The sequence below is a fragment of the Bacillus sp. SH5-2 genome, assembly GCF_008368905.1.
Lineage (GTDB): Bacteria > Bacillota > Bacilli > Bacillales > Bacillaceae_G > Bacillus_A > Bacillus_A luti.
This window is the reverse complement of sequence record NZ_QOSD01000020.1, coordinates 520,970-545,753: the sequence shown is the minus strand read 5'-3', so window position 1 is coordinate 545,753 and position 24,784 is coordinate 520,970. Positions and strand designations below refer to the sequence as shown.

The 24,784-nt window shown below is 37.4% G+C and carries 23 protein-coding genes; 1 reads left to right on the top strand and 22 read right to left on the bottom strand.

Annotated features, from left to right (window positions below; translation table 11 throughout):
* Positions 1–14: 14 nt before the first annotated feature.
* The 5 genes from plsX to DN410_RS18065 all read right to left on the bottom strand — a co-directional run bounded on the left by plsX (position 15) and on the right by DN410_RS18065 (position 6,087).
* On the bottom strand, positions 15–1,007 hold the full coding sequence (gene plsX / locus DN410_RS18085; protein ID WP_149177502.1) for a phosphate acyltransferase PlsX: 993 nt from the start codon (positions 1,005–1,007) through the stop codon (positions 15–17).
* Entirely contained in the window at positions 1,004–1,597 is a 594-nt protein-coding gene (fapR, locus tag DN410_RS18080) for a transcription factor FapR (protein WP_000747352.1), read from the bottom strand. The genes plsX and fapR overlap by 4 nt, the downstream gene beginning before the upstream one ends.
* Before the next feature lie 88 nt (positions 1,598–1,685).
* A complete protein-coding gene (recG, locus tag DN410_RS18075) occupies positions 1,686–3,734 on the bottom strand; it encodes an ATP-dependent DNA helicase RecG (RefSeq protein WP_149177501.1) in 2,049 nt (682 codons plus the stop codon).
* Between the two features lie 291 nt (positions 3,735–4,025).
* On the bottom strand, positions 4,026–5,702 hold the full coding sequence (locus tag DN410_RS18070; protein WP_149177500.1) for a DAK2 domain-containing protein: 1,677 nt from the start codon (positions 5,700–5,702) through the stop codon (positions 4,026–4,028).
* A 22-nt stretch (positions 5,703–5,724) separates the two neighbouring features.
* Complete coding sequence (locus DN410_RS18065) at positions 5,725–6,087, bottom strand: Asp23/Gls24 family envelope stress response protein (RefSeq protein ID WP_000021109.1); 363 nt, start codon at positions 6,085–6,087, stop codon at positions 5,725–5,727.
* A gap of 377 nt (positions 6,088–6,464) precedes the next feature.
* Between DN410_RS18065 and rpmB the strand changes: the two genes are divergently transcribed.
* Positions 6,465–6,653 (top strand): 50S ribosomal protein L28, encoded by a 189-nt coding sequence (gene rpmB, locus DN410_RS18060; RefSeq protein WP_000124776.1) that lies wholly within the window; start codon positions 6,465–6,467, stop codon positions 6,651–6,653.
* 73 nt (positions 6,654–6,726) lie between these two features.
* Here rpmB and spoVM read toward each other — a convergent pair whose 3' ends face one another.
* From spoVM to DN410_RS17975, 17 genes are all read right to left on the bottom strand, one after another.
* Positions 6,727–6,807, bottom strand: a complete 81-nt coding sequence (gene spoVM / locus DN410_RS18055) for a stage V sporulation protein SpoVM (protein ID WP_001213599.1) — start codon at positions 6,805–6,807, stop codon at positions 6,727–6,729.
* 66 nt (positions 6,808–6,873) lie between these two features.
* A complete protein-coding gene (locus DN410_RS18050) occupies positions 6,874–7,554 on the bottom strand; it encodes a thiamine diphosphokinase (protein ID WP_149177499.1) in 681 nt (226 codons plus the stop codon).
* Between the two features lie 98 nt (positions 7,555–7,652).
* Positions 7,653–8,297, bottom strand: coding sequence for a ribulose-phosphate 3-epimerase (gene rpe, locus DN410_RS18045; protein WP_149177498.1), 645 nt, complete (start codon positions 8,295–8,297; stop codon positions 7,653–7,655).
* A 2-nt stretch (positions 8,298–8,299) separates the two neighbouring features.
* Positions 8,300–9,181, bottom strand: coding sequence for a ribosome small subunit-dependent GTPase A (gene rsgA, locus DN410_RS18040; protein WP_071713221.1), 882 nt, complete (start codon positions 9,179–9,181; stop codon positions 8,300–8,302).
* Positions 9,182–9,444: 263 nt separating this feature from the next.
* Positions 9,445–11,418, bottom strand: a complete 1,974-nt coding sequence (prkC, locus tag DN410_RS18035; RefSeq protein ID WP_149177497.1) for a serine/threonine protein kinase PrkC — start codon at positions 11,416–11,418, stop codon at positions 9,445–9,447.
* Positions 11,419–11,426: 8 nt separating this feature from the next.
* Positions 11,427–12,179 (bottom strand): Stp1/IreP family PP2C-type Ser/Thr phosphatase, encoded by a 753-nt coding sequence (locus DN410_RS18030; protein ID WP_149177496.1) that lies wholly within the window; start codon positions 12,177–12,179, stop codon positions 11,427–11,429.
* 4 nt (positions 12,180–12,183) lie between these two features.
* Complete coding sequence (rlmN, locus tag DN410_RS18025) at positions 12,184–13,272, bottom strand: dual-specificity RNA methyltransferase RlmN (RefSeq protein ID WP_000450551.1); 1,089 nt, start codon at positions 13,270–13,272, stop codon at positions 12,184–12,186.
* A gap of 4 nt (positions 13,273–13,276) precedes the next feature.
* The gene (gene rsmB / locus DN410_RS18020; protein WP_149177495.1) at positions 13,277–14,611 is read right to left on the bottom strand and encodes a 16S rRNA (cytosine(967)-C(5))-methyltransferase RsmB; all 1,335 of its coding nucleotides are present in this window, start codon (positions 14,609–14,611) and stop codon (positions 13,277–13,279) included.
* Positions 14,608–15,552 carry a methionyl-tRNA formyltransferase gene (gene fmt / locus DN410_RS18015; protein WP_149177494.1) on the bottom strand — a complete coding sequence of 315 codons (945 nt, stop codon included), beginning with the start codon at positions 15,550–15,552 and terminating at the stop codon, positions 14,608–14,610. The genes rsmB and fmt overlap by 4 nt, the downstream gene beginning before the upstream one ends.
* Positions 15,553–15,574: 22 nt before the next feature.
* Positions 15,575–16,045 carry a peptide deformylase gene (gene def, locus DN410_RS18010; RefSeq protein ID WP_000279467.1) on the bottom strand — a complete coding sequence of 157 codons (471 nt, stop codon included), beginning with the start codon at positions 16,043–16,045 and terminating at the stop codon, positions 15,575–15,577.
* A gap of 11 nt (positions 16,046–16,056) precedes the next feature.
* Positions 16,057–18,462 carry a primosomal protein N' gene (priA, locus tag DN410_RS18005; protein ID WP_149177493.1) on the bottom strand — a complete coding sequence of 802 codons (2,406 nt, stop codon included), beginning with the start codon at positions 18,460–18,462 and terminating at the stop codon, positions 16,057–16,059.
* Positions 18,459–19,664, bottom strand: coding sequence for a bifunctional phosphopantothenoylcysteine decarboxylase/phosphopantothenate--cysteine ligase CoaBC (gene coaBC / locus DN410_RS18000; protein ID WP_149177492.1), 1,206 nt, complete (start codon positions 19,662–19,664; stop codon positions 18,459–18,461). The genes priA and coaBC overlap by 4 nt, the downstream gene beginning before the upstream one ends.
* A gap of 171 nt (positions 19,665–19,835) precedes the next feature.
* On the bottom strand, positions 19,836–20,048 hold the full coding sequence (gene rpoZ / locus DN410_RS17995; RefSeq protein WP_149177491.1) for a DNA-directed RNA polymerase subunit omega: 213 nt from the start codon (positions 20,046–20,048) through the stop codon (positions 19,836–19,838).
* A gap of 2 nt (positions 20,049–20,050) precedes the next feature.
* Entirely contained in the window at positions 20,051–20,668 is a 618-nt protein-coding gene (gene gmk, locus DN410_RS17990; RefSeq protein WP_001257740.1) for a guanylate kinase, read from the bottom strand.
* A gap of 13 nt (positions 20,669–20,681) precedes the next feature.
* Positions 20,682–20,945, bottom strand: coding sequence for an extracellular matrix/biofilm regulator RemA (gene remA, locus DN410_RS17985; RefSeq protein WP_001251456.1), 264 nt, complete (start codon positions 20,943–20,945; stop codon positions 20,682–20,684).
* Between the two features lie 67 nt (positions 20,946–21,012).
* On the bottom strand, positions 21,013–21,888 hold the full coding sequence (locus DN410_RS17980; RefSeq protein WP_149177490.1) for a YicC/YloC family endoribonuclease: 876 nt from the start codon (positions 21,886–21,888) through the stop codon (positions 21,013–21,015).
* A gap of 99 nt (positions 21,889–21,987) precedes the next feature.
* Positions 21,988–24,711, bottom strand: a complete 2,724-nt coding sequence (locus tag DN410_RS17975; protein WP_149177489.1) for a calcium-translocating P-type ATPase, SERCA-type — start codon at positions 24,709–24,711, stop codon at positions 21,988–21,990.
* Positions 24,712–24,784 lie beyond the last annotated feature (73 nt).

Here is a 24,784-nt window from a genome sequence, read left to right as displayed (position 1 = left end):
TTCAAATCCTCCTCTTATTGGAGTGGCTCTTTCTCCATTACACTTGAAATTGTAGGAATAACTTCTTTCGCTACCATTTCTCTCGTTTGACGAATCGCACTGAATATCGATTGGTCATTAGAAGAACCATGAGCCTTAATGACAGGAGCTTTCAATCCAAACAACGCTGCTCCGCCATACTCCGAATAATCCATTTTATCTTTTAATACCATAAGTTTTGGTTTTAATACCGCTGCTGCTAATTTACTTGTAAACGAACTCATTAATTGCTCTTTTAACATAGAGAATAATGCAAGAGCTGTTCCTTCTAGTGACTTCAGTGCTACATTACCTGTAAAACCATCGCACACAACAACATCTGCTACACCTTGCAATAAATCTCTTGATTCTACGTTCCCAACGAAATTAATCGGTGCGTCTTTAAGCATTGCAAAGACTTGTTTAGAAAGCTCGTTACCTTTTCCATCCTCTGTTCCAACGTTTAAAAGTCCAACACGAGGATTTTTAATTCCTCTTACTTTCTCAGCGTAAACAGATCCCATTACCGCGTACTGATATAGATGAATTGGTTTTGCATCAACATTCGCTCCAACATCTAGCATAACAAAACCTTCACCATCAACAGTTGGCATTGTTGGTGATAATGCTGGTCGTTCAATCCCTTCCATACGACCAACAACAAATAGCCCAGCCGCCATTAAAGCTCCTGTACTACCTGCTGATATACAAGCATCTGCTTCACCATTTTTCACTTGCTCTGCTGCAAGTACCATTGAAGCTTGTTTTTTTCGACGAACCGCTCTTACTGGTTCATCTGTCGATTCGATTTTTTCGTCTGTATGAAGAATTGTAATTCGCTCTTCACTCGTTAAGTGTTGACGAATTTCTCCCTCTTTTCCTACTAACGTAATATGTAAATCTGGATATTCCTTAATAGCTTTCATTGCCCCTAATACGACAGCCTTCGGAGCATGATCGCCGCCCATTGCATCTATTGCGATTTTCATAAGTTGTTACCTTCCTCACTATAATTACTAGATCGATACATTTCAAAAGTGCCTGTAAAAACAAGTTCTTCTCCAACAAAGCTGCGCACTTTGACAACCGTCCGTCCTTTATCATTCTCTACATCTTCAACGCGCGCTTTTGCAACAACACGCTCTCCTAATTTTACAGGACGAATGTATCGAATGGTAGACTTTGCAGTTAAAGCTAATTCTTCATCAATAACCGCAACAGCTAGTGAGTTTGCTTGTGCAAACAAATGATGCCCACGGGCAATTTGATTTCTTTTAAATACATGCTCTACCTTAACTTCAAAGATAGAAATTGCGTGTCTATCTAATTCTATATCGATAATTTCGCCGACAACCTCTTCTAACGGTAAAGATTTCACATCTTCTTCATGTTGCTTTGTAGCTACATGCTTAATTCTCTCTCTTAATTCAGGAATAGATAATTCCATTCGATCCAGACGAACCGTTTGTATACTAACCTGAAATTTTTCAGCTAAATCTTCATCCGTTATAAAAGGATTCGTTTCGATTGTTTGTTGTAATAATTCTTGTCTTTCTTTTTTACTTCTTCTTTTTTTCATACCGCACCATCCGTTTTTATGACTAGGTACTAACAGTAGTATATAATCATTAAAAGTAGAATGCAACAAAAATTTTTGTTGACTCCCTTTAATCGAGCTTCTCTCCCTGGAACACACCTGTCCCATCAAGATACGTGCGCAAGGCAGCGTACTGATCGTTGTGCCAAAACGCTTCCGAATCTACTAGTATCGCCGCATCTTGTCTTGCTGTTTCTAACGCCCGATAATCATGTACCATATCAGCAACCTTAAATTCTGGTAAACCACTTTGCTTACTTCCGAAGAAATCCCCTGGACCTCGTAATTCTAAATCTTTTTCCGACAATACAAATCCATCATTCGTTTCAGTCATAATACGCATTCTTTCTTTTCCCGTTTCTGATTTCGGATCTGCGATTAATAAACAATACGATTGTTCACTACCACGTCCAACACGGCCCCTCAGCTGATGGAGCTGCGATAAACCGAAACGCTCTGCGTCATAAATAACCATAACAGTCGCATTCGGTACGTTAACACCTACTTCAACAACCGTTGTTGATACAAGAATTTGCACTTTATTTTCACTAAATTGTCCCATTATCTCTTCTTTTTCCTGAGAAGATAATCTTCCATGCATTAACCCAACTTGACATTTTCCTTGATAATGATGAGTTAGCATACTATGTAAGTCGATAGCATTTTGAACATCAAGTTTCTCAGACTCTTCAATAAGAGGACAAATAACATATGCTTGTCTTCCCTTTTTTATCTCTTTCTCCACAAAACCGAGAACTCGATCTAACATATCATGTTTTGCCCAGTATGTTTCAATTACCTTTCTACCCGCCGGCATCTCATCAATTATAGAAACATCCATCTCTCCAAATGCAGTAATTGCTAACGTACGCGGAATTGGGGTCGCTGTCATAAATAATACATCTGGACTTTCACCTTTCTCACGTAAAACCCGTCGCTGCGCTACACCAAATCGATGTTGTTCATCAGTAATAACGAGACCTAACCTATGAAAAATAACCTCATCTTGAATTAAAGCATGTGTTCCAACAAGGATATCTATTTCTCCTTGTTCTAATTTCGCCAAAATCTCTCGACGTCTCACACCTTTAACAGAACTTGTTAACAATTCAACCTTCATACCAAAATGAGAAAACGTCTCCGCGAGCGATTGATAATGTTGTTCTGCTAAAATTTCTGTTGGAACCATTAAAGCACCTTGATAATGTGCTAATTTCGCTGCATACAGACCAATTGCAGCAACGACCGTTTTACCTGAACCTACATCACCTTGCAGCAAACGATTCATTCGATAAGGAGATGTCATATCTTTCATAATTTCATCTACAACTCGGCGCTGCGCACCAGTTAATGGGAACGGAAGTGTGTCGATAAACTCTTGTAATTCTGCTGAAGGAATTTCTTTTTTCGTCCCTTTCGAATTTTCTCTCTCCATTTTCCGTAACGTTTGCATTTTTAATTGAAATAAGAAAAACTCTTCATAGACAAAACGGCGACGTGCTTGTTTTAAATCTTCTTGCCCTACCGGAAAATGTAAGGCCCTGAGCGCTTCATAGCGTGGTAATAATTTATATCGACTAAGCAAACCGTCAGGTAACACTTCGACTATAGAGTCTCCATACTCCTTTAACGCTTGGGCAATAAAACGACGCATCTGTTTCACTGTAAGTTTCCCTTTTACTGAGTATACAGGCTCTACTTCTTGTTGACGTACTACCGGTCCAAAATGAAGCTCTGATACCGCAATCGTTTGACGATGCTGATCCCATTTACCAGTAATCGTTACTGCCTCATCTAACTTTAACTTTTGCTTATAGTACGGTCTATTAAAACATACAGCAGTAATTAAATAACGACCGACAAGGACACGAACTGTAAGGCGCGACTTCTTTTTCCCGTAATATTGCAGTAAAGGAGCACTATGAACTTTCCCCTCAACTGTTACACGCTCATCATGCTTTACTTCAGCAAGATCTTTCATCGCATAGTCTTCATAACGGTACGGAAAATGTTCTAATAGATGAGAAACTGTATAAATTCCCATCTCGTGCAGTAATTCAGATGCTTCTCCACCGATTCCCTTTACATCTGTAACAGGAACTTGTACACCTTCATTCAAAATTCTCACACCCCGTCACATTATTTTCTTTGTTGCACTTTACCTGCGTATTCATTAACATCTGTAATCGCTCTCTTTCACCCTATATATTCTATCATAGGCATTCTAAGAGAAACTACTCAAATCCCTCATAAACAATACGAAAGAAAAGAGCCTCACTATTAGCAGCAAGGCTCTTTTTTATCTTCAATATGCTAGCCCTTTGAATACAAACTAGTAACAAACTTCACATTACTACTTCGTACTCATTAGCAAGTAAGGAATCCATTTATTTTCAAAACGAATCTTTTTTTATTCTACAGAGAAGATGAAAGAGTACACTGGTTGGTTCCCAACATGCACTTCTACTTCTGCATCTTCAAAATTCTCTTCTACAAATTCAACTAACTCAGCTACTTCTTCATCAGTCGCATCTTCACCTTGTAGAATTGTTACAATTTCAGAATCCTCATCAATAAGCGCTTCTAGTAATTGCTTCGCAGCTCCTACTTTTTCAGCATTTGTAGATACAATTTTCCCATCTGCAATGCACATGAAATCATCTTTTTGAATTGCTACACCGTCAATTTCTGTATCGCGAACAGCATACGTAATTTGACCTGTTTTCACATGAGATAAAGCTTCTTTCATGTTATCTTCATTCTCTTCTAACGTTCCAACTGGATTAAATGCCAACATTGCAGCCATACCTTGAGGAACTGTTTTAGAACGAATAACAATAACTTCTTGATCCACTACTGACGCTGCTTGTTCTGCCGCCATCACGATATTACCGTTATTTGGCAAGATGATAATCTTTTCAGCATTTGCTTCTTCAATCGCCTTCACGATATCCTCCGTACTTGGATTCATCGTTTGGCCACCTTCGATAACTTTCGTCGCACCAATGCTCTCAAATAAAGTTTTAATACCAGATCCCATAGCTACAGTTACAATACCGTACGGTTGCTTCTCTTTCGATTGGCTTGGTTGCTCAGGCATCATAGTAGGTTCATCTAATAAAGCAGTATGCTGTTCACGCATATTTTCTACTTTAATCTTAATTAAACTACCGTAACGTTGCCCGTAGTTCATAGCGTCTCCAGGATGCTCTGCATGAATATGAACTTTTACAATTTCATCATCAGATACAACTAGTAGAGAATCACCATACACACTAATATCTTCACGGAATTTTTGCTCAGAGAAATTATGTTCTTTCACTTTTTCAGCTTCTAATTTCACCATGAACTCCGTACAATATCCATACTTAATATCTTCTGTACTCAATTGGCTTTGTACACTACGGTGATGTTCTGCGCGTACCATTTCATTCATAGATGGTTGCGCCGGGGCATCAGAAGAAATCGTTTCTCCTTTTAAGTCAGCTAAAAATCCTTCGTATACAACAACAAGACCTTTACCACCGCTATCTACAACGCCAACTTGTTTTAATACAGGTAATAAATCTGGCGTACGATTTAACGATGCATTCGCTTCTTTCACAACGTCTTCCATAAACAAAACAAAGTCGCGCTGTTTTTTCGCAACTGTTACTGCATATTTACCCGTTTCTCTTGCAACCGTTAAAATCGTTCCTTCAATCGGTTTCATAACCGCTTTGTAAGCTGCCTCTACTCCAGCTTCTAAAGCTGCAGCAAAATCAACTGTTGTTAACTCTTCTTTCTGTTCAATGGATTTAGAGAAACCACGGAACAACTGAGATAAAATAACTCCAGAGTTACCACGTGCTCCCATTAATAATCCTTTGGCTAAACTTACGCCGACTTTACCAGCATGCTGTGAAGGATTTGCTTTCACTTCACGTGCGCCTGAAGTCATAGATAAGTTCATGTTTGTACCGGTATCGCCATCTGGAACTGGAAATACGTTTAATGCATCAACAAGCTGAACATTATTTGTTAAATTATTCGCTCCTTGAATGATCATTTGTGATAAACGTTTTCCATCAATTTTTTGAATTGACACAGATTTTCCTCCTTAATGCACATTACAAGTTTATTACTTTAACTCCTTGTACGTAGATGTTTACAGAATCTACTGCTAGTCCTACAGTTTGATCTAATGTATATTTCACTTTCGTCTGCACGTTATGTGCTACTTCTGAAATTTTCGTACCATAGCTCACAATAATATACATATCAATATGTACTTCATCTTCATCTTTACGAACAATAACACCTCTAGTGAAGTTTTCTTTTCGTAAAATGTCTGTTAATCCATCTTTTAACTGATTTTTTGATGCCATGCCTACAATACCGTAGCAATCTACCGCGGCACCTCCAGCAATTGTTGCAATTACATCTGTACTAATATCAATTTGACCGTACTTCGTTTTAATTTCAATTGACATCTCGTTTCCCCCTTCATAAATGGTGAAAGTGAGTTAGACTACTTTAGTTACTATCATATAATCTTTTTAAAGAAAATTCCATCGTTCTTTCTTTTTCACTCTCATATTTTATGTTGAAAACTACACTGTTTTATGATGAGCAAAATAGTCCATTGTTATTATACAACATGTATCACTATAATATGTCAAGCAATTTTTCTTGATTTCAACTTTTCTTCATTGACATATGGTGTCAAGTAATTTTTCTTGATTTCTTTTTTCTACAGTGTTGCATTCTCTTTTTAGTTGTGTTAAATTATAGTAGTGTTTTTAGCATCGCATAAAAGACTAACATTGAAAAATTACGTATGGTAAGGTATCAAGGGAGGGAAATATAAATGGCTCGTGTTTGTGCTATTACTGGAAGAAAAGCTCGTTCTGGTAACTCTCGTTCTCACGCAATGAACGCTACAAAACGTAAGTGGGGCGCTAACCTTCAAAAAGTTCGCGTACGCATCGACGGAAAAGTTCAACGTGTTTACGTTTCTGCTAGAGCATTAAAATCTGGCAAAATCGAACGTGTTTAATAATAAAAAAAAGAGCCGCTAGGCTCTTTTTTTACTATACCAATGGAAAAAGCACCGATAATAGGTGCTTTTTTCAATCTTTTTTGAAGGTATTTAACATGGCACGAACAATTCCACCAAGAAATTTAGGTAACTTAATTGTATAAAATCTCATGGTTTCCCTCCTAATCCCCATTACTCCACTTGTTCACTATATGATGTAAGGAGCAAAATTGTTTCTTTAATCAGTGCTTCTTATCACCATTAATATGCCAGAAGTAAATGAAAAAGTACCTTTTTCCTCAACGAGTTCATTACTAATACAAAGTGTTGATCCCCACTCTATTGTTTTATTAGTTAGAGGATATTTAAAACCAAGTAATGTAATCCCTTCCACTATTTCAGTAACCGGCACAAAAGATACGTAAGGGAAATTTTTATTTTCTTCAATTATATGTGTACCCACTTTTTTTACACTTATTTCATTTTTATTGTCTACAATGCACATTTCTATCTCTACTTTTAACCCTCTTAAAAGCATCTGTATATTTGCTAAACCGTGATCAAGTCTTCCGCCCGTAGCACCAAAAATACGAATTAATGCCGGTTTCTGTTCTAACGCCCAGTTAATTGCAATTTCTAAATCCGTTTGATCTTTTTCCCGCGGAACAATATGTAATTCACTCGTTTGCTGTCCCATCCATACTAATTCCTCTTCCGTAACTGAATCGTAATCCCCAAACGCAACAGTAGGAGTAATACCTCTTTTTAATAAACGATACACTCCTCTATCAACCGCTACCCACACTACTTGCTCATTTTCATATCGCGAAAAATCTGCACAATATTCTGCAGGACCTCCTGCTAAAATATGAATAATCATGTTTCCTTCCCCTTCTATTGTAAAAAGGCAATCTGCCATTCGGTAGATTGCCTTTTTACATATTTTTCTCTACCCTTTGTAAATAGTGAAAGCTTACTGAACTAAAAGCTTCACTAGGATAAAGATTCGTTCATTCATTATCCACGAATGACACGAATTGCTTCACCGCGGTCTTTTTGATTGTATACTGCTGATCCAGCTACAAGTACATTTGCTCCTGCTTCGATACAAAGTCTTGCTGTTTCAGCGTTCACACCACCATCAACTTCAATTTCTACTTCTAGATTGCGCTCTTTAACCATTTCTGCAACTTGTTTAATTTTCGGTAATACAGAATGGATAAATTTCTGTCCACCAAATCCAGGGTTTACTGTCATAAGTAATACCATATCGATATCTTCTAATACATGCTCAATCGTTGAAACTGGCGTATGAGGGTTTAATACAACTCCCGCCTTAATACCATGAGATTTAATTAACTGAATTGTACGATGCAGATGAGGACAAGCTTCTACATGAACAGTAATAATATCCGCTCCCGCTTTTGCGAAAGTCGGGATATAATTATCAGGATTTTCAATCATTAAATGTACATCTAACGGTAACGATGTAATCGGACGGATAGCTTCTACAATTAATGGTCCAATTGTAATGTTTGGTACGAAATGTCCATCCATTACATCGATGTGAATGTAATCTGCTCCGCCTTTTTCTACATCTTTAATCTCTTCCCCTAATTTTGAAAAATCTGCTGATAAGATCGATGGTGCAATTTTAATCATAACTAATACCTCGGCTTTCTCTCTCTAATTTCTTCTACGAATTGTTTGTAATTCTTATAACGATATTCTGTAATTTTCCCCTCTTCAACCGCTGCCTTTACAGCACATTTCGGTTCAGAAAGATGTGTACACCCTCTAAATTTACAGTATTGGCTCGCTTCTTTCAACTCTGGAAAACAATATGTAAGATCTTCTACCTCTATATCTATGAAATCAAGTGAACTAAAACCAGGTGTATCTGCAACTAGTCCACTTCCAATCGCAATTAATTCCACGTGTCTTGTCGTATGTTTCCCGCGTCCTAAGTGCGAGGAAATATCATTCGTTTTCAGTTCTAACTCTGGACGTAAAACGTTAAGCATTGAAGATTTTCCAACACCAGATTGCCCTGCAACGACAGAAACACAACCTTCTAAAAATGGTTTTAAAATATCAATACTTTCCGATGTATTTATAGAAGTAAATAATACATCATATCCCATTTCACGATAGTCATTTGCATACGATTCAACAGTCTCTCTCATTTTTTCATCCACTAAATCCATCTTACTAATACAGATAATCGGCTTAATGTTATGATATTCAATCAGCACTAAAAATCGATCTAACAATCCGGGATTAAAATCTGGTTCTACTGCAGAGAAAACGAGAATCGCTTGATCAACATTAGCAATAGGAGGTCTCACAAGTTCGTTTTTTCGATCAAATACTTCAAGCACGTATCCTTCACTCGGATTATCTGCTTGAAAAACGACTTGGTCTCCTACAAGTGGCGTAATTTTATTCTTTCTAAATACACCACGCCCGCGACATTGTGTAATTCCTTCTTCATGCTGCACATAATAAAACCCACTTAGAGCTTTTATAATTTTTCCTTCTGGCATATAATTCTCCTTTATTTTGTATAAAGTGAAGCTGTCACTAATATTGAATGGACTAGAATTCTTTAAATAATCATTTCAAACCCATCAAATCTACACCAAGGTTACTATATTTAATCTACCATCAAATTCGACATATTATTTATAACAGTATCACCTTTATAACTTTTTGAATCATATATTTTTGCCTGTTATACCATCCACATTGTAGATAGCATAACAGGCAAGAGTAATACATCATATTTCTTTATAGAAAGCGATCACTATTATTGAGTTGGATATGGTACTTCATTGTCAATAATCGTAACTCCATCTCTTACGATTTTATAGTGTCCCTTTGTACCTTCTTGGATGATAAATTCTAAAGAAATCGTTGCCGACTCTGTAATCGTTCTAGTTTCAATTGGTCTATCCATTTTTTGTTGCATATCTTCTTTATAAATTTCTATCGTTTGCGGTTTTTTCTCACCTATTATAGAAGATTCATACGGAATAGAAATATTATCCACTTTCACTGTTTTCGTTACTTTCGGCTTAGGACCCTCCGAGATGATAATCGTCACTTTATCTCCTTCTTTTAACGGTGTTCCTGGTTTTGGAGATTGCGAAATTACAAGTCCTTTATCAACAGTATCGGAATACTCTCGTTTTATATCTGGAGTTAGTTTTCTCTCATTCAAATAACCATTTACGCTATTTTCAGTCCATCCCGAAAAATCACCTGGTCTAATTTGATAAGGACCTTTACTTACCCAAATTTTCAGTTCTTGTTCCTCTTCTACTACCATTTGATCCGGCGTCGGAATTTGCTCAACGATTTCACCTTTTGGCCTATCATTTTCAATATAATTTATTGTAACATGTTTATATTTTTCTTCTAATTCAGACCTTATACTCTCAAAATCTTTTCCTGTGAGATCACTCATCTTACTTTTCTTTTTTCCACCTGATTGATAGATAGTAATTTTAGAGTTTTCCTTTACAACTCTTCCTGCCACAGGGTCTGTTTTTATGACATCCCCGGATTCAACATCATCTGTATATACAATATTAGGTTCCGTAACCTCAAAACCCTTTTCAACTAACGTATTTACTGCTGTCGTATACTTCATACCAGCCACATCAGGGACTTTTACATCTTTCGGAATAAAGAATCCCGGAATAACAGTAAGCGCTAACGTTATTCCAATCGCTAAAAGTAAAAATGTAGTAATTAAAATTTTGAGCCATTTACTACTTCGTTTTTTCTTCTTATTTAAATCTGCATCTTCTTTTCTTGTCTGTTCATCCACTTTACTTCCCTTTAAGACAATTGTTTCATCAGTTACATTTTCGAATAATTGTTCCTGTTGAATAATCGGAATCGCTTTTGTCGCTTCCATATCTTCCGGTATGTAAAATGGTTGCTCATTTATCCTCTCTGGATATAGTGCAGTTTCAATATCTCGTTTCATCGCATTAGCAGATTGATATCGATGAAACGGATCTTTCGCAGTTGCCTTTAATATAATATTTTCGACACTTTGCGGAATATTTTCATTCCATCTTTTTGGAGACGGAATTTCACTTTGTAAATGTTTTAAAGCTATAGCAACAGCAGATTCGCCAGAAAACGGTTGTCTTCCTGTTAACAACTCAAACATAACAATTCCTAGGGAATAAATATCTGATTGTTTATTTGCTATCCCGCCGCGTGCTTGTTCTGGTGATAAGTAATGCACCGAACCGAGTACTGAATTTGTATGTGTAATTGTTGTTGCACTTGTAGCTGTCGCAATTCCAAAATCTGTTACTTTTATTACTCCATCAGCTCGAATTAAAATATTGTGCGGTTTTATATCACGATGCACAATTTCAAAATGATGGGCGTGTGCCATGGCGGATGTTAACTGCTCCATTATATCAAGAGCCTCTCCTATAGGTAACATCCCTCGCTCTGTTATGTATTGCTTCAATGTTTGTCCAGGTACATATTCCATTACAAGATAATATATACCATCCTCTTCCCCAACATCATACATATTCACAATATTTGGATGCGACAACGTTGTAACAGATTGCGCTTCTCGATGGAAACGCTTAATAAACTCTTCATTGTTTGAATAGTCGAGTCTTAATATCTTTACCGCTACATCTCGGCCGAGTATGTCATCATGAGCTAAATATACATTGGCCATTCCTCCGCCACCAATCATTTTTAGTAGCTTATAACGGTCATTTAAGCGTTTTCCAATCAGCACGTTGCACTTCACCTACTTTCGTTTGTCGAATCCGCATAATCAATAAGAACAAGGGTGATATTATCTTCTCCGCCACGATCATTTGCCAATTGAATGAGACGTTGTCCCTTAACTTCAAGTTGTTCATTTAACTGTAAAATTTGTTTCATATCAGCAATGGAAACTTTATTAGATAATCCATCAGAGCAAAGAAGTAATTGATCATCTTCCTCTAACACCAATGTTTTAACATCTAATCCGACTTTCTCTTCTGTTCCCAATGCCCTCAACAAAACATTCTTTTTCGGGTGATATTCTGCATCTTCCCTTGAAATTTCACCATGTCTCACAAGTTCATTTACAAGAGAATGATCTTCCGTTACAAGCGATATCTCTCCCTCTGATACCATATAACAACGACTATCTCCTATATGGCCAATTGTTACAAAATTAGGCGTGCAAATTGCTATGATAACTGTTGTTCCCATGCCATTACATTCTACATGTTGTTTAGAATATTCATAAATACGTTCATTAATAATTCCAACACTAGTATGTAACCACTCTTCTACTTTTTTCGGCTCATTCATATTATGCGTTTGCTTCCAATAATCATGGAATAATTGAATGGCCATCGAGCTAGCTACATCACCAGCTCGATGCCCCCCCATTCCATCTGCTACTACCGCTAAAATATTTCCATCTAAATTGTGAAAAACTCCTGCACTATCTTCATTATGTTGACGAACTTTTCCTTTATCTGATAGAAACACGGCTTTCATCTCGTCACCTCGTCTCTTCTTTGCGCTCCTTCGCACGCAACTGACCGCAGGCAGCATCAATATCATGACCTTGTTCACGGCGAATTGTTACATTCACTCCACGATCTTTTAGCGTCTTTTCAAATAAGAAAATTTGCTCACGTGGTGTTCGTACATAATCACGTTCAGGTACGTAGTTTACCGGAATTAAGTTCACATGACATTTTACACCTTTTAAGAGCGCAGCAAGTTCTTCAGCGTGCTCAACTTGGTCGTTTTCTCCTCCAAATAATCCATATTCAAATGTAATACGACGCCCTGTTCTATTTACATAGTATTTAATAGCTTCCATTAAATCAGGTAGCTTATAAGCACGGTTAATCGGCATTAATTTTGAACGTAACTCTGAATTTGGAGCATGCAATGAAATCGCAAAATTAATTTGTAAATCTTCTTCAGCGAACTTATAAATTTTCGGGATAATTCCACTCGTCGAAACTGTCATATGTCTCGCACCGATATGAAGACCTTTTTCATGGTTAGTGATGCGTAAAAAGCCCATTAAGTTATCGTAGTTATCAAATGGTTCTCCAATTCCCATAACAACAAGAGAGCTTACACGTTCGGATGTTTCATCAAGCGCACGTTGCACCTCTACTACTTGCGCTACGATTTCTCCAGCTTCTAGGTTTCGTTTTAATCCACCAAGTGTAGAAGCACAGAACGTACATCCAATACGACAACCAACTTGCGTTGTTACGCAAATAGAATTTCCATATTCATGTCGCATTAATACCGTTTCAATAGAATATCCATCATATAACTGGAATAAGAATTTAATTGTCCCATCCGAAGACGTTTGTTTTACTAACGTGTTTAATGTAGTAATATCAAAGGAATTCGACAATTTATCACGCAATCCTTTAGAAAGGTTTGACATATCCTCATAATTTTTTACGCGTTTTTTATATAACCAGTCAAAAATTTGTCCAGCGCGGAACTTCGGTTCTCCTTGTTCCTTTAACCAATCTTGCATTTCATGAAGTTGTAATGAGTAAATTGATGGTTTTTTCGTTTCTACATTTTTCTTTTGTTTTCTTACAGTCGTTTCCATGATGCTACACCTTCTTCCTTAAACAAGCAATATAAAAGCCATCTGTTGCAAAATAATGCGGTAAAATTTGTACTTGACCTTCATCAATATACGGACTTAACTTTTCTGGCATACGCTCTTTTATCGTAGTATCCCACTCAAATTCAGGATTCTCTTGTAAAAATCGCTCTATTACTTGTTCATTTTCTATTTTTTCAATTGTACACGTACTATAAACAAGGCGACCACCTTGTTTTAATAACGGTGCTATTTTTTCTAGTATGGCAAGTTGAATCGTCGATAATCTTTCACTATCGCCTTTATCTTTTCCTAACTTAATATCAGGTTTACGTCTAATTACACCAAATCCAGAACATGGTGCATCTACTAATATTTTATCAAACGTTTCATTAGCAAAGTGCTCTTGCACCTTTCTAGCATCTAATGCCTTTGTTTCTACATTTTCTAGACCAAGTCGATCTGCTTGTTGTTTAATTAAACGCACTTTGTGTGCATGTAAATCAAGAGACATGACCTTACCAGTTCCTTTTAGTCGCTCTGCGATATGCGTTGTTTTTCCGCCCGGAGCAGCACAACTATCTAGAACTACATCTCCCTCATTCGGTTCTAAAGCACGTGCTACAAGCATAGAGCTTTCATCTTGAATAGAAAGAAAACCTTTTTTGAACGCATCTGTATGCGCTATATTCCCTCTTTCAATTTGAATTGCATCTTCTGACAAATCACCACGTTTTGCTTCTATACCTTCACTTGCCAATAACTCAACCGCTTCTTCTACTGTTACTTTATCAACATTTACACGTGCTGTTGGTACAGGCGGTAACATGTTTACTTCACACATTTTTCCTGCAGTTTCTAAATCATATTCTGAAGCCCACTCTTGTACAAGCCAAACTGGATGACTCGTTGCAATTGCAAGACGTTCTACTGGATCCTTGATTTCTTCTAAAGAAGGTACACCTTCCCTTTGAATCGAACGTAATACACCGTTCACCATACCAGCAATCCCTTTATGCCCACGGCGCTTTGCAATCTCAACTGCTTCATGAATAACCGCTCTTTCTGGTACTCGGTCTAAATAGATCATTTGATATAACGATAAACGAAGCAATACCCTTACCCATGCCTCAACCTTCTTTTTTAAAAAAGGTTGTAAATAATAATCTAATGTATCACGACGTTGAATCGTCCCGTATACAATTTCAGTTAATAAACCAATATCTTTTCGATCAATTGAACTTTTTTCGATTAAATTATTTAAAAGTAAGTTGCTATATGCACCACTTTTTTCTACTTGAATTAAACCATCAAGAGCTAACTCACGAACATTTTGTCTCATTCATTTTCTCCTAACTTCGTTCCAATTTCAGGTTTTGTGCCACGTAAAAATTGCGAACAACTCATACGCTTTTTACCAGAAGGTTGCAACTCAGTAATTTTAACACCCGTTTCATTGCTAGTTGCTACAACAAAACCATCTTCTTCGATCGCAACAATCGTTCCTGCTTCAGCCGCTTCCGTTACGGGTACTTTTTCTCCCCACCATACTTTAACAACTTGTCCTGCTAAAGTCGTATAAGCAACTGGCCATGGATTCAATCCGCGAATGTGATTGTATACTTCCTCACCTGTTTTTGTCCAATCAATTTTCTCTTGCTCACGTTTTATATTATATGCAAACGTTACTTCTTCTTCGTTTTGTTTGATTGGTTCTAACTTACCTTGAATTAATAACGGTACTGTTTTAGATAGAAGGTGTGACCCAGCTTCACTTAACTTATCAAATAATGAGCCTGTCGTTTCACGCTCGTCAATTTCCACTTCCACTTGCGTTAAAATATCACCAGCATCCAATTTTTCTACCATATACATAATTGTAATACCTGTTTTTTCCTTACCTTCCATAATTGCATAATGAATCGGTGCACCACCACGAAGTTCTGGAAGTAAAGAGGCATGGACATTAATACATCCATACTTTGGTGACTCTAAAATTTCATTTGGTACAATTTGACCGAACGCAGCTGTTACAATTAAATCTGGTTCTAATGCCAATACTTTTTCATATTCGTCTTTTTCACGAATTTTTAACGGTTGTAACACCGGAATACCGTGTTTTTCTGCTTCAACTTTAACAGGTGTAGGTGTTAATACTTTTTTTCTACCGACTGGACGATCGGGTTGTGTCACAACACCTACTACATCATAACCATCTTCGATAAGACGACGAAGCACCGGCACTGAAAAGTCCGGTGTTCCCATAAATACAACTTTTATCATTCAAAAACCGCTCCTTTAATGCCTATTCTAATTCGTTTTCTTCGTAATATCTCGTCACTTTAGATGTAAATAATACACCGTGTAAATGATCGATTTCATGTTGAATGGCACGCGCTAAAAAACCTTCCGCTTCTAATAAAAATACTTTACCACGACGATTTTGCGCTCTTACTTTAATATAATCCGCACGCTCCACTTCACCATAAAGTCCCGGGAAGCTTAAACAGCCTTCGGGACCTACTTGTTCACCACGTTTTTCTAGGATGGCTGGATTGATTAACTCGATTTTTCCCGTATCATCACCAATATCAACTACCGCTACTTGCAAGCTTACACCTACTTGAGGCGCAGCTAAACCAACTCCATCCGCAATTAGCATTGTTTCATGCATATCTTTTAACAATTTTACCAACTTTTTATCAAAGTTAATTACTCTTTCACATGGTGTTTCTAACACTTCATTTGGATGCTTTACTATTTCTAAAACTGCCATATTTCCCTCCGCTACATTAACATTGTTGGATTAAAATCAATTGAGATTTGTAGCTCTTTTTGCATTTCTGCTTGATAATGTTCATTTACCATTTTGAGCACGTTCTTTAAGTTTGGTTCCCGTTTGTATTTTATCATGCATTGATAACGATATCTATCTTTTATCCTTGGAATTGCTGAAGCAACTGGTCCTAATACCATCGTCTGCTGCGTGCAATGCATTCGTAATTGACCGACAATCTTTTCCGTCACTTGCACTGCCTTTAATAATTCCGGATGAGATACAGTTACAAGTACAACATAGTAATAAGGTGGGTATTGCCTCATTCGTCTCATTTGCATTTCGTGATCGAAAAATATATCATATTGCTGTTGTTTTGCTAACTCAATACTGTAATGCTCCGGTGTGTATGTTTGAATTACAACTTCCCCTGGCAATTCATGTCTACCCGCTCGTCCACTCACTTGCGTCAATAACTGATACGTCTTTTCACTCGCCCGAAAATCAGGTAGGTGCAGCATCGTATCTGCAGTTAAAACTCCAACGAGCGTTACTTTCGGAAAGTCTAATCCTTTAGCAATCATTTGTGTTCCAAGTAATATATCTGCCTTTTCTTCCCCAAACGCCTTTAATAATTTTTCATGCATTCCTTTACGGCTTGTCGTATCTACATCCATTCGAATAACTCTCGCCTCAGGAAATAGTTTTGTAATTTCTTCTTCTACCTTTTGTGTACCTGTACCAAAGAAACGAATATATGTACTTTGACAAGCAGGACACGCAGATGGCATATTCTCTTCGTAACTGCAATAATGACATTTTAAACGATGGTTCATTTTATGATATGTCAGCGAAATATCACAATGCGGACATTGTACAACATACCCGCAATCACGACACATAACAAATGTAGAATGACCTCTTCTATTTAAAAAGAGTACCATTTGTTCTTTCTTTTCTAATCGATCTGCTATTTTTTCATGCAATGCCTTGGAAAACATTGATCGGTTCCCATCACGAAGTTCCTCACGCATGTCAACAATCTCTACAGTTGGTAAAGCTTGTTCATTCATGCGTTTTTCCATCGTTAGTAGTTCATAAACACCTTTCTTTGCTCTTGCAAACGATTCAAGCGTCGGTGTTGCGCTACCAAGAACGATAGGACATTTATGATATTGTCCTCTCCACACAGCTACATCTCTTGCATGATACCGCGGATTATCTTCTTGCTTATAACTCGATTCATGTTCTTCATCGATAATAATAATTCCTAAATTTTCAAAAGGCGCAAAAACAGCTGAACGCGCACCAACTACGACTTTCACTTCTTTTCTTAAAATCTTACGCCATTCATCATATTTTTCTCCAACAGACAGCGCACTATGAAGAACTGCAACTTGTGAGCCAAATCTGCCTTTAAAACGATCTACCATTTGAGGCGTTAGCGCAATTTCAGGAACAAGTACAATAGCTTCTTTCCCTTTCTCGAGCACTGCTGCTATAGATTGTAAGTACACTTCTGTCTTTCCACTTCCTGTAACACCATATAGTAAAAATGGATTGTAAGTTTCATTTGTAATTGATGATAAAATCGGTGTAATGACTTGTTTTTGTTCCTCAGTAAGTGGAAATGGTTTCGTTTGTTCAAAATCATCATCGTCATACGGATTCCGGTATACTTCCACATACTTTTCTGAGATTAGCCCCTTTTTAACAAGTGCTTTTATTGGGGCATCTGTTATTTGTAATTCTTCTGTTATCACTTTCAACGGTACACTTTTATAATTTTCCACAAAATAATAGAGTACATCTTGTTGTTTTTTACTTTTCAGTTCAAATGCCGCTAATTCCAATTTATCTTCTGGCAACTCCGGCTGAACTACCCTTTGTTTCTTCTTCTGCACTTTATCCTTCACTTGATAGACGACTTCAATCGTGCCCTTTTTAATTTCTTGTTGAATAGTGCGGTATAAATGTGGCTGCGTCTCAATTGCTTCCCAATCTATCGCTTCCTTGTCCTGAAATAAAAACAGTATTTCAGATGCTACTGTTTCTTTTTCACGAAGTTGTAGACGCTTTTTATATGTTGCTTTAATCGCCGTCGGAAGCATTACTTGAAAAGCTGAAATCATATAACATAACGTTTCACTTGTAAGCCAATACCCAAGCTTTAATAATTCCTCATTTAAAACCGGTGTTACGTCCAATATTTCATGGATTGTTTTTAGTTTCTTACTTTCTACGTCAACAGAATCTTTAATCCCAATAATAAATCCTTGCAATTTCCTTGGGCCGAACGGAACAACTACACGCATTCCTGTCTGGACAATATCTTCCCATTTTCTAGGGATAATATAATCAAATGGGCGATCTGTCTGACGAGCAGGTACATCAACAATTACACTTGCAAATTTCATAAACGATCATCTTCCAGCATCATTTCGATTTGCTTTAATATTTCACGAGCAACCTCTTTCTTCGTTAAAAGTGGCAACTCAATAACTTCTCCATCTTTTCTATACATTGTTACAATATTCGTATCTGTACCAAATCCAGCTCCTTGCGCCTTTACATCATTCGCAACAATCATATTCGCATTTTTCTCACGCAATTTTTTCGTTGCGTATTCCTCTACGTTTGTCGTTTCAGCCGCAAAACCGATAAGTAACTGCTTGTCCTTCATTTCACCTAACGTTTTTAAAATATCTACTGTTCTCTCAAGTTCAATTACAGCATCGCCATTTTTCTTTTTCATTTTATTATCATGAACATATTTCGGACGATAATCTGCAACTGCTGCTGTTTTAATGACAACATCTACGTTTTGATAATGTTGAATAACTGCCTCTAACATATCTTGTGCAGATTCCACTTGCATTGTAGTTACATGCAATGGTGGATTTAATGCTGTCGGTCCCGAAACAAGTATGACTTCAGCGCCTAAGTTCGCTGCCACTTCCGCAATCGCATATCCCATTTTTCCAGAAGAAAAATTGGTCATAAAACGGACTGGATCAATCTTTTCACGAGTTGGGCCAGCAGTTATTAATATTCTTTTTCCTTGCAGTGGTTTTTGTTCTGAAAAAGCCTCTTCTAACCGTGCAATAATCGCTTCAGGTTCTTCTAATCTTCCCTTCGCTACATAACCACACGCTAAAAAACCTTCTCCAGGCTCAATAAATGTATACCCTAACGTTTTTAACGTCATCATATTTTTTTGAACAATTTTATTTTCATACATATGCACATTCATAGCAGGTGCAATCCACACTGGGGCTGTAGTAGCTAACAAAGTAGTTGTAATCATATCATCTGCAATACCGTTAGCTAACTTTCCAATACAATTGGCTGTAGCAGGTGCAACAAGTACAACATCTGCCCAATCTGCTAAATCGATATGAGCAATAACAGCTGAGTCTTTCTCATCGAATGTATCCGTATATACATCATGGCGAGAAAGTGCTTGGAATGTAAGAGGTGTAACAAACTTCATTGCTGACTCACTCATCATTACTTTTACAATAGCACCAGCTTGTGTCAATTTACTCGTTAACGCAGCCGCTTTAAAGACCGCAATGCCTCCTGTTACACATAGAAGTAGCTTTTTCCCTTTTAGCATATGACTCGTCCTCTTTCTTTTTCAAACTTATAATACCGAAATAGAATTTTCAGCTCGTCAGTACCAATATTTCATCCTACCGTAAAAAAATAACAACCTACTTGTAAATAGGTTGTTACCGTTACATAGAAAATTATAAAGTCTATGTTTTAAATTGTCGAAGACAAAGTCTTATTCAGCTACTCTATCTTCACTTGGTACGTAGCTTAATACTTCTGCATCGATTTCTTCTAATGCTTTACCAACACATTTATGAGAAACAGGTTGTTCAATCACACAATTATTAGCAAGTTGCATTTCACGCGCACGCTTTGCAGCTACTGTTACAAGTGTATATTTAGAATCGATTTTTGTTAATAATGAATCAATTGATGGATTTAACATAATTATAGACCCTCCGTCATTTCTTTATAATATTTTGCTACTCTTTCGCGGCGGCAATGTTCGCCAACCACAATTGCTTTAATTCTTTCACAAGCCAATTCAACTTGGTCGTTTTCTACTACATAGTCGTAAGCGTCCATCATTTCGATTTCCTCTTTCGCTACAGTTAAACGATTTTCAATAACATCTTCAGTTTCTGTACCACGACCGACAATTCGGTTCTTTAGCTCAGATAAACTTGGAGGTGCTAAGAAAATAAATACACCTTCTGGGAAAGCTTTCTTAACTTGAATTGCTCCTTGCACTTCAATTTCTAAGAATACGTCTTTTCCTTCTTGTAATGTTTTTTCAACATAGTCAATCGGTGTTCCGTAATAATTACCTACGAACTCAGCCCATTCAAGTAATTTTTCATTACGAATCATTTCCTCGAATTCTTCTCTCTCTTTAAAAAAATAATCCACACCGTCTACTTCACCTTCACGTGGCTTACGTGTCGTTACTGAAATAGAGTACTGAAAACGTGTATCCTCATGGCTAAACAGCTCTTTTCGAACCGTTCCTTTTCCAACCCCAGAAGGTCCTGAAAGAACGATGAGCAATCCTCTTCTACTTCTCATAAATATGTAAAACCTACCCTTCCTCACTTAAATCTTCTTTATTATTCAAACGATGTGCAATCGTCTCTGGCTGAATTGGACTTAATACAACATGCCCATCATCCATAACAATAACCGCCCTTGTTTTTCTCCCATACGTAGCATCAAGTAAAGCGTTATGTTCACGTGCTTCCTGTACTGTTCGTTTAATAGGAGCTGACTCCGGACTTACAATAGCAATAATTCGATGAGCAGATACAATATTTCCGTATCCAATATTTAAAAACCGCATGGCCATAGTTTGCGCCTCCTAGTAAGTCTATCCGATTTCTCCACCACGTATAACTTTATATATTTTTTGAAAGCTACTCAATATTTTGTACTTGTTCACGAATTTTTTCAAGGTTATTTTTCATTTCTACCACATATTTTGAAATTGTTAAGTCATTTGCCTTAGAACCAATCGTATTAATTTCTCTATGCATCTCTTGCACGATGAAGTCCATTTTCCTTCCAACAGGCTCTTCAATCTGCAGTGTTTCACGAAATTGATCTAAATGACTTTGCAAACGAACTAATTCCTCATGAATATCACAACGCTCTGCAAACATTGCGACTTCTGTTAGCAATCTTTGTTCATCCAGATCTTGATTATGTAATTCTTTTAAGCGATTCTCTAATCGTTCACGATATTTTTGTGTAACCATCGGTGCATGTGGAATAATTGCGTCTACACAATTGTGAATCTCTTGCAAACGATACGCTATATCTTTATGTAATCGTTCTCCTTCGCCAACTCTCATCGTTTTTAACATATGAGTAGCTTGACGAACAGCCTCATATAAACTGTTTTCGAATTGTTCATTTACTTTTTCTATTTCTTCAATCGCTGTTACTTCTGGCATTGCCATCAACTGCTCAAGTGTAATAGAATCTTGTAATTGAAACTTTCCTTTTATAGCTTCCATAATCGATTGGTACTGCTCAAGAAGCGACCAATTCACACTTAATTTTCTTTCAACAAGCCCTTCACCCGTTATACTAATAGACACTTCAATGCGCCCACGTCGAACTTGTTCTGCAATTATTTTACGAAGTTTGTCTTCAAATACCATCATTTGCTTCGGAAGTCGAATACTCATCTCTAGAAAACGGTGGTTCACCGATTTCATTTCTACTGTAATTTGAAAAGTATCATTTTCAACTTTCGCCCTTCCAAATCCTGTCATGCTACAAATCATTTTTATCACATCCAAGCCATGAAATAACTCAATGAAAAAGGTAATAGAGACAAGGCTCTACTACCTTCTGTAAATTATATCACATTTTCATATCATTGACTATTTCAAGTTTAATCCCTTCTTATATAATATCGGCTTTTTCTTTCCCCTTTTTTTCCCTGTTAATAAAGATCCCACTAGTAAGAAAGTCGGAATTGATGACAACCCTCCAATTAACAACCAATCTCTTGCCTGTATTGGCATTGTGCTAAAAATCGGTTGTAGCGGTGGATAATATATAACTACTAGCATTAACAGTAAAGAAATGATAACCGCTCCTACTAAATACACGTTCCCAAATGGATTGCGGTGGAAGACAGAATGTTCACTACGGCAATCAAATACATGAATAAGCTGCGCAAGTACCAACGTCGCAAATGCTACGGTTTGTGCATATTTCAGTTCATTTGGATGTTGATTATACGCAATAATAAACGCCACTAACGTCACTGCCCCGATGAGAAATCCTCGACTTATAATCTTCCAAGCAAGCCCTCTAGCAAATACTCCTTCTTTCGGATGGCGCGGCGTTCTCTTCATCACATCTCCTTCAGCTTTATCCAGACCTAATGCCATCGCTGGTAAACCGTCAGTCACTAAATTCACCCATAAAATTTGAATTGGAACCATCGGTAATGGTAACGCAAGTAACATTGCAAATAACATAACTAAGATTTCTCCAACATTTGATGCTAATAAGTATCGAATAAACTTACGTATGTTCTCGTATATATTTCTACCTTCTTTAATTGCTGATTTTATCGTAGCAAAATTATCGTCTAGTAGAACGAGTGAAGATGCTTCTTTCGCAACATCTGTCCCTGTAATTCCCATCGCTATCCCAATATCCGCTGTTTTTATAGCTGGGGCATCGTTCACTCCATCACCTGTCATCGCTACTATATGTCCTTTATTTTGCAGCGCCTTAACAATTTTCAATTTATGTTCAGGTGATACACGAGCAAATACATACGTATCTTCTACAACATTTTCTAATTCCTCTACATCCATATTCGCAAGTTCTACCCCTTCAACAACGCGTCCACCAGTTGGTAAAACTCCTAATTGTTCTGCAATCGCCATTGCTGTCACTTTATGATCTCCTGTAATCATCACTGTTCGAATACCAGCTTCTTTACACTCTTTTACCGCCTGTTCTACCTCTGGTCTTGGCGGATCAATCATTCCTTGTATCCCAACTAACATAAAATCTTTTTCAACGTCTCTTTCATGTTCAATAGAGTCAGTTGCTTTTAATGGCTTAAATGCAACTGCAATTGTTCGAAGTGCTTGACTGCCTAAACTATGAATAGCCGCCTGTACTTCTTTTCTATACAACTCACTTAATGGTTGCTGCCTATCCGCCCATAAGATCGTTTGGCTCATTTGCAACAGGACATCTGGCGCCCCTTTTGTCACCACAAACTTTTTCCCCTCTCGATCTCGCACAATTACACTCATCATTTTTCGGGTCGAATCAAATGGAAATTCACGAATAATTTCAAATTTCCCTTTCAGCGCTTCACGCGTTATCCCTGCTTTCATTGCTGCAGCTACAAGCGCTCCTTCTGTTGGATCTCCATCTAATACATACGCCTTTTTCTTTTGAATAATATTTGCATTGTTACATAATGAACCAAATGTAAGTAATTGATAAAGTGATTTTGTCCGAGCTGGATCAACTTCTTTTTCACCTTTCATAAAAGATCCATTAGGTTCGTATCCTTGCCCCGTCACTTTCCATAACTCTCCACCTGACCACATATGTGTTACCATCATTTTGTTTTGCGTCATTGTTCCTGTTTTATCAGAGCATATGACAGAAGCGCAGCCTAACGTTTCTACTGCCGGTAACTTCCTTACAATTGCTCTCTTTTTTATCATACGCTGTACACCAAGCGATAACGCTACTGTAACGATTGCTGGTAATCCTTCTGGAATAGCAGCAACAGCTAGCGACACGCCAGCTAAAAACATATGATATACTTCATTCCCTTGATACACACCAGCTAATACAACGAGCGCTGTCAAAATAAGAGCCACAATAATTAATATTTTTCCAAGTTGCTCTAATCTTCTTTGCAGTGGTGTTTCCATTTGCTCTGCATTTTGCAACATATTTGCAATTTGGCCCATCGCTGTATTCATACCAGTTGCTACAACTACCCCTGTTCCAGATCCTCTCGTAATCATCGTACCCATAAAAGCCATATTTTTTTGATCTCCAATTGCAATTTCTTGCCCTTGCAATGCTTCTACCTTTTTTTGCACTGGTACGGACTCTCCTGTCAAAGCAGACTCTTCAATATATAAACTCGATGCCTCAACGAGACGTACATCAGCCCCAATACGATCTCCACTGGAAAATTTAATAATATCACCTAAAACAAGCGCTTTAGATGGCGCCTTTACCCACTTTCCATTCCGCATCACAGTAACTTGCGGGGCGGCTAACTCCTTTAGGGCTTCCAATGATTTTTCGGCCTTTCTCTCTTGAAAAAAACCTAGAATTCCATTGATAATAACAATGGCAACAATGGCGATAGAATCAATATATTCACCTAAATAAGCAGAAACTATTGTTGCACCAAACAAAACGAGTACCATAAAATCTTTAAATTGCGCTAAAAACACCATTAGTGCCGAAGGCCTTTTTGCTTCATCTAATTCATTTGTACCAAATTTTTTGATTCGGCCCTCTGCTTCTTTCTCCGTAAGTCCAACCTTCACATTTGTATTCGTTCTTTCTTCTACTTCATGTGCCCGCATTCCATACCAGTTCATCCTGCTATCGACCTCCTGATTCCAGACATACTCTATTGAAAGCTTATTCAGCCTCGTCCAAAAAAATGCTATA